The organism is Cupriavidus sp. MPR-AND1C (genome assembly GCF_058809705.1).
This window is the reverse complement of record NZ_JBXASU010000044.1, coordinates 12,471-24,534: the sequence shown is the minus strand read 5'-3', so window position 1 is coordinate 24,534 and position 12,064 is coordinate 12,471. Positions and strand designations below refer to the sequence as shown.

10 protein-coding genes are annotated in these 12,064 nt (G+C 66.6%); 1 reads left to right on the top strand and 9 read right to left on the bottom strand.

Annotated elements, in window-relative coordinates; all coding sequences use genetic code 11:
* Nucleotides 1-4 precede the first annotated feature (4 nt).
* From AC1RWI_RS22325 to AC1RWI_RS22315, 3 genes are all read right to left on the bottom strand, one after another.
* Nucleotides 5-838: an aldo/keto reductase gene (locus AC1RWI_RS22325; protein WP_043349662.1), complete on the bottom strand. Its 834-nt coding sequence runs from the start codon at nt 836-838 to the stop codon at nt 5-7.
* Nucleotides 839-970: 132 nt separating this feature from the next.
* Entirely contained in the window at nt 971-2,362 is a 1,392-nt protein-coding gene (locus AC1RWI_RS22320) for a GntP family permease (RefSeq protein WP_492868816.1), read from the bottom strand.
* 144 nt (nt 2,363-2,506) lie between these two features.
* Nucleotides 2,507-2,899, bottom strand: a complete 393-nt coding sequence (locus AC1RWI_RS22315; protein ID WP_043349656.1) for a tautomerase family protein — start codon at nt 2,897-2,899, stop codon at nt 2,507-2,509.
* Between the two features lie 151 nt (nt 2,900-3,050).
* Here AC1RWI_RS22315 and AC1RWI_RS22310 point away from each other — a divergent pair, with 151 nt between their 5' ends.
* Nucleotides 3,051-3,941, top strand: coding sequence for a LysR family transcriptional regulator (locus tag AC1RWI_RS22310; RefSeq protein ID WP_492868814.1), 891 nt, complete (start codon nt 3,051-3,053; stop codon nt 3,939-3,941).
* A 27-nt stretch (nt 3,942-3,968) separates the two neighbouring features.
* Here AC1RWI_RS22310 and AC1RWI_RS22305 read toward each other — a convergent pair whose 3' ends face one another.
* The 6 genes from AC1RWI_RS22305 to AC1RWI_RS22280 all read right to left on the bottom strand — a co-directional run bounded on the left by AC1RWI_RS22305 (nt 3,969) and on the right by AC1RWI_RS22280 (nt 12,011).
* A complete protein-coding gene (locus AC1RWI_RS22305) occupies nt 3,969-4,655 on the bottom strand; it encodes a Fe2+-dependent dioxygenase (RefSeq protein ID WP_043352326.1) in 687 nt (228 codons plus the stop codon).
* Between the two features lie 85 nt (nt 4,656-4,740).
* Nucleotides 4,741-6,978, bottom strand: a complete 2,238-nt coding sequence (locus AC1RWI_RS22300; RefSeq protein WP_492868812.1) for a TonB-dependent receptor — start codon at nt 6,976-6,978, stop codon at nt 4,741-4,743.
* Nucleotides 6,979-7,330: 352 nt separating this feature from the next.
* On the bottom strand, nt 7,331-8,311 hold the full coding sequence (locus AC1RWI_RS22295; protein ID WP_043349648.1) for a Bug family tripartite tricarboxylate transporter substrate binding protein: 981 nt from the start codon (nt 8,309-8,311) through the stop codon (nt 7,331-7,333).
* 133 nt (nt 8,312-8,444) lie between these two features.
* Nucleotides 8,445-9,347: a LysR substrate-binding domain-containing protein gene (locus AC1RWI_RS22290; protein WP_043349645.1), complete on the bottom strand. Its 903-nt coding sequence runs from the start codon at nt 9,345-9,347 to the stop codon at nt 8,445-8,447.
* An 82-nt stretch (nt 9,348-9,429) separates the two neighbouring features.
* On the bottom strand, nt 9,430-10,662 hold the full coding sequence (locus tag AC1RWI_RS22285; protein ID WP_043352324.1) for a metal-dependent hydrolase family protein: 1,233 nt from the start codon (nt 10,660-10,662) through the stop codon (nt 9,430-9,432).
* A gap of 14 nt (nt 10,663-10,676) precedes the next feature.
* On the bottom strand, nt 10,677-12,011 hold the full coding sequence (locus tag AC1RWI_RS22280) for an MFS transporter (protein ID WP_492868809.1): 1,335 nt from the start codon (nt 12,009-12,011) through the stop codon (nt 10,677-10,679).
* Between the last annotated feature and the right edge of the window lie 53 nt (nt 12,012-12,064).

Genomic DNA, 12,064 nt, shown 5'->3' with positions numbered 1-12,064 from the left:
AACATCACAGCATCGCCAGCGGGTGCGGGCCGTCCGGTGGCTGGAAGGCCGCGTCCAGCTCGGCCAGTTGCTGCGCGGAGAGTCGCAGCGCGAGTGCGCCGTGGTTCTCGCGCAGGCGCTCGCGGTGGCTGGTCTTGGGAATCGCGATGACGCCCTGCTGCGCCAGCAGCCAGCCCAGCGCCGCCTGCACCGGGCTGATGCCATGTTTCTTGGCAAAGCCTGCAAGCCGGGGATTGCGCAGCAGCGTGGCTTGCTCGATCGGCGAGTAAGCCATCAACGGAACGCCATGCTCGCGCAGCCAGGGCAGCAAGTCCCACTCGATGCCGCGCCGCGTGAGGTTGTAGAGCAACTGGTTGGCCGCTACCTCCTTGCCGCCGGGCACGCGCCACAGCGCGCGCATATCGTCAAGGTCGAGGTTGCTGACGCCGAAGTACCGGATCTTGCCGGCCTTGCGCAGCGCCATGAAGGCCTCCATGGTCTCCGCCAACGGTACGCCCCCACGCCAGTGCAGCAGGTACAGGTCGAGGCGGTCGGTGCCCAGGCGGCGCAGGCTGCGTTCGCAGGCGGCCACCGCGCCGGTGCGCCCGGCGTTGTGCGGGTACACCTTGCTGACCAGGAAGACCTCGTCGCGCCGGCCGGCGATGGCTTCGCCGACCAGTTCCTCCGAGCGGCCATCGCCGTACATCTCGGCGGTGTCGATGAGCGTCAGGCCCAGGTCCAGCCCGAGACGCAGCGTGGCAAGTTCTTCCGCGCGCGCGGCCGGCTGATCGCCCATGTTCCAGGTGCCCATGCCGAGCGCGGCAACGCTTTCGCCGCCGGGCAGACTCACGGTTTTCATGCGGTGTTCCGGTGGGAAGTGCAGGGTGGAGCATCCGGCATGTGGCGCGCAAAGCGCACGCTCACGGCCGGCTACCCACTCACACTAGGTAAGGATGGCGCGATCCACAAGGCGCGGCGCGCGCCGCCGCGTTCAGGCCAGGCCGGTCACGTAGTAGACCGTGATCACGAAGAACACGGCCAGCGTCTTGATGACGGTCACCGCGAAAATGTCGCGGTAGGACTCCCGGTGCGTCAGGCCCGTCACCGCCAGCAGGGTGATCACGGCGCCGTTGTGCGGCAGCGTATCCATGCCGCCGCTGGCCATGGACACCACACGGTGCAGCACCTCGAGCGGAATGCCGGCGGCCTGCGCGCCGTGGATGAACGTGTCCGACATGGCGGCCAGCGCGATGCTCATGCCGCCCGACGCCGAGCCGGTGATGCCCGCCAGCGTGCTGACAGACACGGCGGCATTGACCAGCGGGTTGGCGATGCTCTTGAGCGCATCGCTGACGACCAGGAAGCCGGGCAGCGCGGCGATCACGCCGCCGAAGCCATACTCCGAGGCCGTGTTCATGGCGGCCAGCAGCGCGCCGCCGATGGCACTCTTGCTGCCCTCGGCAAAGCGCTCACGCACCGCGCCGAACGCCGTTGCCACCACCACCACGATGCCCAGCAGCAGCGCCGCCTCCACCGCCCAGATCGCGGTCACGGTGGCGATCTGGGTCTCCACGGGCTTGGCCAGCCCGGGCAGCGACACGCTGTTGCTGCTGCCGTACCACTGCGGAATCATGCGCGTGAAGACGAAGTTGGCCACGCCTACCACCGCCAGCGGCAGCAGCGCCAGTGCCGGATGCGGCAGGTGGCCGGTCTGGCTGCGCTCCGGCTCATTGCGCAACGCTGCGCCGTAGCCCTCGCCGCGTGCCATGGCCGCGCGGCGGCGCCACTCCAGGTAGCCCAGGCCCACCCCGATGATGAACAGCGAGCCGAGCAGGCCTAGCACCGGCGCTGCCCAGGTCGTGGTCTTGAAGAAGGTGGTGGGGATGATGTTCTGGATCTGCGGCGTGCCCGGCAGCGAATCCATGGTGAACGAGAACGCGCCCAGCGCAATGGCGCCCGGCATCAGCCGCTTGGGGATATTGCTCTGCCGGTAAAGCTCCGCCGCGAACGGATAGACGGCGAACACCACCACGAACAGCGAGACGCCGCCATAGGTCAGCAGCGCGCAAACGGCGACGATCACCACATTGGCACGCGAGCGGCCTATGTAGCGGATGGCCGCGGCCACGATGGACTCCGAGAAGCCCGACAGCTCGATTACCTTGCCAAACACGGCGCCCAGCAGGAAGACCGGGAAATACAGTTTGACGAAGCCGACCATCTTCTCCATGAAGATGCCGGAGAAGACCGGCGCCACGGCGGCGGGCTCGGTCAGCAGCACGGCGCCAAGCGCGGCCACCGGGGCGAACAGGATGACGCTGTAGCCACGGTAGGCCGCAAACATCAGGAAGGCCAGGGCGGCCAGGACGATGAGGAAGGACATCGGTTCTCCTTGTGGTTGCTCCGCGCGCGCGGCGCTCGTGGCGCCGTGCGCGGCAGATCAGGTGCCGACTTTGCCACAATTTGCTGCGCTGCGACAATGTCCTGTCTCAAAGGCTCGCATTTCGCCGTCGTCCTTGGCCTGGGCTCAGCCGTGCTGGTAGCGGTATTCCTGCGACAGGCCACCGTAGCCGTAGGTGGCGGCGCGCGCATCCACCACGTGGATGTATGAAACCGGATGTACGTTGCCGATCAGCTCCGAGAGGGCCTCGAACACGGCCTTCAGGTACTGCGCTTTCTCAGCCTTGGTGTTGGTTTCGTCCGTTACGCTGATGTCGAGGTGAAAGGCGTTGCGGCCAAGCTCCGAGAGCGGCTCGCCGCCAATGATCCAGGCGTCGTGGTCGATGTACTGCACGGAAACGACGGTGACCTCCGGCTTCTTGCCGAGTACGCGCTGGGTCAGTTCGGCTACGGCGGCGGCGCTGCGGCGGGTCAGCGATGCATTGGGCTTGCCGGAAATCTGCAGGTTGATGTGGGGCATGACGGACTCCTTCATTCTTGCGGTTTCACTGGGTTGGCTGGGTTTGGCTCAGCGGGTAAGTGATGCCAGTCTAGGTGTTTGCCTTCCATCGGAAAAACGGGAATTTACGATACCATCCATCGTTAATGCCGAAATGAGATGGGGGCCCGCCATGCGCGTACTTGAACTCGACCAGCTACGCACGTTCGTGACCGTGGCGGACGCCGGCAGCCTGTCCGCCGCGGCGCCTCGGCTGTTCCTGTCGCAGTCCTCGGTCAGCGAGCAACTGCGCAAGCTGGAGGAGCGCGCCGGCGTGGCGCTGCTCACGCGCGGCAAGCAGGGCGCGGCGCCGACACCCGCCGGCACGCGCTTGCTCGAGCATGCGCGGCGCATCCTCGCGCTGTCCGAGCTGGCGCTGCAAGACCTGCGCGGCCACACGCTGGATGGCGAGTTGCGGCTCGCGGTGACGGACTACTTCCGACCGGGCGAGATTGCCGGCATGCTGCGCGGGCTGCGCGAGCGCTATCCCTACCTGCGGCTGCATGTACAGGTGACGAAAAGCAGCGTCATCGATGCGGGAATGCACACCGATGATTTCGATATCGGATTGTCGATGCGGTTGCCGGGCAAGGGGGGAGGCCAGCAGGCTGGCGCCAAGGGCGTGCGCGGCACCGTGCTGCGCCGCGAAGCGCTGGCCTGGGTCGCGGCGCAGGGCGAGGCGGAGCGCGTGAGCGGCCCGCTGCCGCTGGTGCTGCTGCCCGATACCTGCTCGCTGCATCAGTTCGTGGTGCAGACGCTGCGGCGACGGCGCCTGGACCACGTGATCGCCCATTCCGCCTCCGGCGTCGCTGGCCTGCATCTGGCGCTGGCTGCCGGGCTTGGCGTCTCGTGCCTGAACGAGTCGGCGATCGGGCCGGGCGTGGCGCGGATCGATGCCGCTACGCTGGCCAGGCTCAAGCTGCCGGCCCTGCCCACGGCGGAATTTTTCCTGCTGCCTGCACGGGCCGGGGAGGCAGCACTGGTCGGGAAGGTCAGGACGGCGCTGGCGGAGCAGTTCGCATAGCCGCGCGGTGGATGGACTCGTCCCCTTTCAGGTCTCGGTCCACTGCCGCAGCAGGTTGTGGTAGCAACCCACCAGAGAGCGCCGCGCACCATCGTCGGCGCCGGTCTGGTTGAGTTTCTGGATCGCGTTGTCGAGGTCGAACAGCAGCGCGCGCTGCGCGTCGTCGCGCACCAGGCTCTGGATCCAGAAGAAGCTCGCCACGCGCGTGCCGCGCGTGATCGGTGTGACCTGGTGCAGGCTGGTGGCGGGATAGATCACCATGTCGCCGGCTTCCAGCTTGACGCTGTGGGTGCCGTAGGTGTCTTCCACCTGCAGCTCGCCGCCGTCATAGCTGGCGGGGTCGCTGAGGAAGAGCGTGGCCGAGACGTCGGTACGCAGCTTGCGGCCATTGTGCGGATGAATGCGCACGCTGCCGTCCACATGGGCGCCGAAGGTCATGCCCTCGCTGTAGCGGTTGAACATCGGCGGGTAGACGATATTGGGCAGCGCGGCGCTGATGAACAGCGGATTGCGCTCGAGCATGCCAAGGATCAGGTGCTGGCACTGCTGTGCCACTTCGGCGCGCTCGTCGATCTGCTGGTTGAACTTGACCGGCGCGCCGGAGTAGCCGGCCGATACGCGGCCATCCACCCAGGCCGTGCCGGCCTGGTCGAGATGCTGGCGCAGCACGGCAAGCTGCTCCGCGTTGAGTACCTTGGGAATGCAGACAAGCATGACGATCTCGACAGGGTTCGGCGCCAGCGCGCGGGAGGTTTCCGGCGCCGCCGCGTGACGTGGCATCGCGCCACTTTACCTCAGCTTACATACGGTAGATGAAGGACAGCATCGCGGTGCGGCCGGTGCCGGGCACCGAGCGTCCGCCGTCCGACTGGATCAGCGCATCGTAGTACTTCTTGTCGAACACGTTGAACAGGTTCAGGCGCACGTCGTACTTCGGCTGATGGTAGGCAATCATGCCGTCCCAGCGCACGTAGCCACCCACCTGCACGGTGTTGGTGTTGTTGGCGTAGCGCTGCGACATATAGAAGGCGCCGCCGCCCACTTCCCAGTCCTGCAACACGCGGTAGCTGGTCCATGCCGTCGCGGTGTGCTTGGGCGTATTGGTCGGGACCATGCCTTGGGTGCCGGCGGCGATGCCGTTGACGATCTCGCCGTCCAGGTAGGTGTATCCCGCGAAGACTTGCCACTTGCTGGTGATGCGGCCGGTCGCGCCGGCGCGGAAGCCGCGCACGCGGATCTTGCCGGCCAGCGAGTACGTGGTGGCGTCGATCTGGCTGCGGGCGTTGTCCTTGGTGATCTGGAACAGCGCCGAGTCCAGCGACAGGTCGCCGCCCAGCAGGTCCCACTTGCCGCCCACTTCATAGGACTTGTTCTTTTCCGGGTCCAGGTTCTGCTGGCCCACGGTGCCCACCAGCTGCTCCAGCGACGGGTTGAACGACGTGCCATACGACAGGTAGTAGGACTGCGCCTCGGTCGGCTGCCAGATGCCGCCCACGCGCACGCTGGTGAAGTTGACCGTCTGGCTGGCGCTGGGCAACACGGTGCTGCCCAGCGTATTGGACGAGTTGATGGAATTGGTGATGCTGGCAATGTACTTGTCGTAGCGCAGCCCGCCCACCAGCTTCCATTGCTTGCTGAACTCCACCGAGTCGTTGATGTAGGCCGCCAGCGTGTTGGCCGCCGCGCCCTGGCGGTTGCCGGTCGCGCTCGGCGCGGTGGCCGGCGAGTTGCTGTAGGTCGGGTTGACGACCGGCTCGCACGCCGCGTAGCCGCTGATGCCGGCCGCCGCGGTGGGGGTGGCGGCGGAGTTCAGCGGCACGCCGTTGCAGGTGCCGTTGCGGTAGTAGTTCTGGTTGTCATAGCCATCGTGGCCGATTTCGGCGCCCACCAGCACGGTGTGCTTGACCGGGCCGGTGTCGAACTTGGCGGTCAGCTCGGTCTGGTTGAAGATCGAGTAGTCGCGGATATGGCGGTCGTGGCTTTGCTGGCGCACGAACAGCGCATCCAGCGGCAGCGTGGTGGTGGTCAGCGGGGTGAAGCCCTTGGCGCTGACCGTGCCGACGGCGTTCGGCGCGGTTTCGCGCGCGTTGGTGTTGACGTAGTTGAACTGGGTCTGGTTGCGCAGGCGCAGGTTGGGCGAGAACTTGTGATCAACGGTGGCGCCCAGCGCGGCCACGTCCTGGATGGTGCGGTCGTCGTTGAAGCCATAGGCCGTCTTTCGGTCGACGTTGACCGGGTGCCCGTTGATGGCCGGCAGGCCGTAGTCGGGCTGGTCCTCGTTATGCTGCAGCAGCGCCGACAGCGTGATTTCGGTGGGGGTGCCGATGCCCAGGCGCCACGACGGCGCCAGGCCGAAGTCCTTCACCTTGGTCTGGTCGCGCGTACTAGCCGAGCCGTCCTGGGCCATTGCCGCGATCCGGAAGGCCGAGGTCTCGCCCGTGGGCGTGTTGTAGTCCGCGGTGGCGCGCACCAGGCCGTTGGTGGTGACCGAGCCGGTGACTTCGGTGGCAGCCTTGAGCGACGGCTTCTTGGTGACCTGGTTGATCACCCCCCCGGTGGAGCCACGCCCGAACAGCATCGATGAGGGGCCCATCAGTACTTCCACCGAATCCAGCGCGAAGACGTCGCGATAGTACTGGCCGCGATCACGGAAGCCATCCAGGTAGATGTCGGTGCGCGCGGAGAAACCGTTGAGGTTGATGTTGTTGCCGATCTGGCCACCCTCGGCGCCGCCGATGGTGATGCCCGGCACATTGCGCAGCGCATCCGCCAGCGAGGTGCCGCCCTGCGCGTCGATCAGCGCCTTGTTGACCACCGTGACCGATTGCGGGATGTCGCGCAGTTCCGCGGGCAGCTTGCTGATTGCGTTCTTTACCGCGTTGTAGTCGTCGTTGACGCTGCTGCCTTGCACCACCACCTCATGCAGCGTCGTCGTGGGCTGCGTCGCGGGGGCCGTGGCGGCCGTCTGGGCCAGGGCGGCAACGGGCGTGGCGAACAGCGCGAGCAGGGCAGTCGCGATCGGCGTGCGGCGATTCATGTCGTTTCTCGGTTCCGGTGCGGCCGCGGGCACGAGCCGGCCGACAGCGGCAAGAAGGTGCGCGCCTGGATCGGTTCGGCCAACGGCGGAAGACAATGGTGGTTGGGCGAGCCGGAATATAAATGCGAATGATTTGCGTTGCAATTCGCGTTGTCTTTTTATCACAGACATTGTGATGCCATTTCTAATGTTCTAATTTAGAAACATTTGTTGGCATTCGTGAATTCTGTTGCGCATATTTCCCGTTAAAAGATGCGTATTAGACACATTTATAAAATGAAACGGGCCCGTACGTAACGAGCCCGATACAGACATTCACCGCCCTTGTCGTCGGGACGGCCGAAAATATTTCTTATTCCGCCGTCATGTTGGCGTTCTTTGCGATACGGCCAAGGCGCTCGCGCTCCGACTTGATGAAGGCAATGAAGCTCTCCTGCGTGCCGCCGGCGGGTTCGATGCCGTTCGGAATCAGGCGGTCGCGCGTTTCCTGCGTCTGCATGGCGGCGCTCATTTCGGCGTTCATCTTCTTGAGGATGGCGGGGTCGGTGCCCTTGGGTGCGAACACGCCTGCCCAGTGGCCGATGCGCACGTCCGGCATGCCCTGCTCGGCCGTGGTCGCGATGTTCGGCGCCGCGCTCATGCGCTTGTCCCAGGTGGCGCCCAGCGCCTTGAGCTTGCCGGCCTTGATGTTGGGCAGCACTACCACGCTGGCCTCGGAGGTCGCGGTGACCTGGTTGCCGATCACCGCGGTGATGCTCTCGGAGCCGCTCTTGTAGGGCACCACGGTCAGCACCGCGCCTTTCTCCTTGAGCATCTCTTCGACAAAGTGCGGCGTGCTGCCACTGCCGGCGGTGGCGAAGTTGGCGCCCGAAGCCTGTTTCTTGGAATACTCGACCAGTTCCTTCAGGTTGTTCACCGGCAGGGACGGCGAGACCACGATCACGGATGGGCTCACGGCGACCAGCGAGACCGGCACCAGGTCGTCGGCCGCGTAGGGCATCTTGGCGCGGATCAGGCTGTTGGTGACCGTGCCTACGGCGCCGATCAGGAAGGTGTAGCCATCCGGCTTGGCCTTGGCCACGTAGTCCGCACCCACCACGCCGCCAGCGCCCGGGCGGTTCTCGATCATCACGGTCTGGCCCAGGCGCTTGCCAACCGCGTCGGCGGCGGCGCGCGCCACCAGGTCATTGGCGCCGCCGGCGGTAAATGGCACGACGAACTTGATCACGTGGGTCGGCCAGGCATCGGCAGCCTGCGCGGGCATGGCGAAGGCGGCGGTGAACAGGGCGGGAACGGCGAGGGCCAGCGCGCGGCTGGTGGCGGGGATACGCATGGTTGTCTCCATTGGCTGTTTTGGGTGCACGGGTGCACGGGTGCATGGGGGCACAGGTGCTAGGTGCTCGGATGCTGCTGCGACGGATCATAACCAGCGAACCTGTCAATTCGCTGAACCCGCATGCGCTCCGTTACTGGCTTTCCGCGCTCTGCTGTGCCAGCCAGTTGCGGAACGTGCGCGCTGCCGCGGCCTCCGCGCGGTCTTGCGGCCACACCGCGTAGTAGCCACCGCCCAGGCTCGCGCTCGCCTCGCAGGCGCGCACCAGCAGCCCTTCCTGCAGGCAGCGGTCGATCATGTGACGCCATGCCAGGACGATGCCCTGGCCTTCAATGGCGAGCTGCAGCAGGATCGGATACTGGTTGGCCACCAGTTTGTGCGGTGGCCGCGCGTCCGCCAGCCCGTTGTGCGCCAGCCAGGTCTGCCACGACATCCATTGGCGCTGCCCGTCTTCCAGCATCAGCAAGGTCTCGCCGGGGAGGTCCGCTGGCGCCAGCCGGCGGCCGGCCAGGTAGCGCGGCGCGCAGACGGGAAACACGTCTTCGTCGTAAAGCCGGCGCGATGCCAGTCCCGCCGGCGGCCCCTCGCGCAGGTAATACATGCCCACGTCGAACTCGGCGGGCGAGAGCGAGGCCAGGCTGTCGTTGACCAGCAGGCGCAGGTGGATGTCGGGGTGCGCGGTGCGAAAGGCCGCCAGCCTGGGCGTGAGCCAGAGCACCGCCACGCCGCAGGAGCAGGCCACCGTCAGCTCGGCATGGCCCTTGCGCTTCATCACATCCTCGGTCGCTTCGGCGCAGGCCGACAGCAGGCGCTGCACCTCTTCGGCATAAGCCTGGCCGCTTACCGTCAGGCGCAGTGCGCGCGGCTCGCGGATGAAGAGCTTCTTGCCGAGGAAGTGTTCGAGCTGCGCCACCTGGCGGCTGATGGCGCTCTGCGTCAGGTGAAGTTCGCTGGCGGCGCGGGTGAAGCTGCCATGCCGCATGGCCGACTCGAAGGCGACCAGGCAGGGCAGGGGCGGAAGGGGGGAGATGCGCATGGCGGCGAATGGAACGGTTTAGCCGTCATGATAGTCCGCGGGCACTGTCCGCCCGCGTTTGCCTCGTTTGCCGCGTTTGACTTCAGCCCGGCTGGCGATGCAGCCTGCCCGCCTGCATCACCATCGCCAGGTGCTTGCCCTGGCCGCCGAGCAGGCCGATGTCGGCCAGCGGGTTGCCATCGACCGCGATCAGGTCGGCCAGCGCGCCGGCGCGCACAGTGCCGAGCTCGCCTTCGCGCTGCAGGATCGCGGCGGCGATCGAAGTGGCGCTGCGGATCGCCTCCAGGTTGCCGAGCAGCTCTGCGCGGATGCGGAACTCTTCCGACTGGTCCTGGTGCATCTCTCCCAGCAGGTCGGAGCCAAAGCCCATCGGCACGCCGGCGTCCGCATAGATGGCGAGGGAGTCGCGGCCGGCCTGGCGCACGGTTTCGATCTTGGCCACCGATTCCGCCGGCAAGCCCAGGCGCGCGCCGTCGCGCGCGAGCGCATCGTAGGTGACCAGGGTAGGCACCACGAACGCGCCATGCTCGCGCATCACGCGCGCGGCGGCGCGGTCGACCAGGTTGCCGTGCTCGATGGTGCGCACGCCGCAGCGCACCGCGCGCGCGATGGCGCGGCCTGTATAGGCGTGCGCCATCACATACGTCTGGGCCGCTTCGGCCTCGGCCACGATGGCGCGGATCTCGTCTTCACTGTATTGCGTGTTGCCGATCGGGTCGGTGGGCGACGCCACGCCGCCGGATGCCATGATCTTGATCTGCGTGGCGCCCTTCTGGATCTCTTCGCGCACCGCCAGGCGCACCGCATCCACACCATCGGCCACACGGGCGATGGCGCCGGCACGGAAGGCGCACGAGCATGGCTCCAGCACATCGGCGCGCGCTCGGAAGTCGCCGTGCCCGCCGGTTTGCGACAGTGCTTTGCCCGACGGGAAGATGCGCGGGCCCGGCACCAGGCCGGTTTCGATGGCCTGCGACAGGCCCCAGTCGGCGCCGCCCGCATCGCGCACGGTGGTGAAGCCGCGCTCGAGCATGGCTTTCATGATCGGTACGGCGCGCAACGCCACCAGTACATTAGGCTGCACCGCATTCAGGCCGAGGTTGGCCAGCGACGCCAGCACGTGCACGTGACAGTCGATCAGTCCGGGCATCACGGTCTTGCCGCAGAGGTCGATCACCTGCGCGCTGGGCGCGTGGATCGGCGTAGCCGAAACGTCGGCGATGCGCTCGCCTTCGATCAGCACATCGTGGCGTTGCAGAAGGCTGCCATGGGCAGGGTCGAGGACGTTGCCGCCCTTGAGTAGGATCTGTTTCATGCGCGGGACGGTCATTAGACGGGTTGAGTGGCTCGGGTAGCCTGCGCCGGGCGCAGGTAGGCGGGCTCGCGCACCAGGCGTGTGCCAGCCAGGCTGATGGCGGCGGCGAACATCACGTAGAACGCAGGCGCCATGGCGCTGCCCGTGCTGGCGATCAGCCAGGTGATGATGAACGACGCGAAGCCGCCGAAGATGGTGACCGCCAGGTTGTAGGCCACCGACAATCCGGTCGACAGCACCTTGGCCGGGAAGAGCTCGGAGAACGCCGCCAGGATCGGGCCGGTGTAGGTGGCGATCAAGATACCGAACACCAGTTGGAAGACCACCAGCGAAGCCAGCCCCGGGGCCTGGTTGATGTAGGCGAACATCGGGTAAGCCAGCACCAGGATCAGCAGCGCGGAACCCGATAGCAGCACGCGGCGCCCGATGCGATCGGCCAGCAGCCCGACCAGCGGCGAACACACCATGATCGCCAGGCCGCCCACCATGCCGGCGATGAAGCCAGTCGACTGCGGCACATGAAGCACTTTGACCGAGTACGTCGGCATATAGAACAGCAACACATAGGTGCAGACAGTCCACAAGATCACCATCGAGAAACTGGCCGCGGTCTGGCGCGGGTAGTCGCGCAGCACTTCGGTCAGCGGCGAGTCCGACTTGTCGGTGGCATCGCGGAAGGTCGGCGTCTCGTCGAGGTGATGGCGGATGTAGTAGCCCACCGGCCCGATCACGATCCCGAGCAGGAATGGCAGGCGCCAGCCCCAGCTATTGAGCGCCTCGGTGCTCAGCGCGGAGGTGACGAAGGTACCGACCGCGGCGCCCAGCAGCACGGCCACGCCGATGCTCGCCTGGATCCAGCTGGAGTAGTAGGCGCGGCGCTCCACCGGTGCGTACTCGGTCAGGAAGGCGGTGGCGCCGCCCATTTCGCCGCCGGCGGAGAAGCCCTGTAGCAGCCGTGCCACCACGATCAGCAGTGGTGCGAAGACACCGATCTGACCATAGGTGGGCGCCAGGCCGATCATGGTGGTGCCCAGCGCCATCAGCAGGATGGTCAGCGACAGCGCTGCCTTGCGGCCTACGCGGTCGGCGTATACCCCGAGGATGATGCCGCCGACCGGCCGCATGAAGAATCCCACGCCAAACGTGGCAACCGCGAGCAGCAGTGAAGACAGGTCGTTGCCGGTGGGAAAGAAGAGCTTCGCGATGATGACGGCGAAGAAGCTATAGACGGTGAAGTCGAACCACTCGAGACCGTTGCCGATCACGGTGGCGACGATGGCGTGGCGGCGTTGCGCGCCGCTGACGCTTGGTGGCTTCGATGGCGCTTCTGGGTGGGCGCTTGCGTGCATGACATCCTCCTGGGTTGGCGGGCCCGGTGCGCGCACCGCGTCGATGCCGGGTC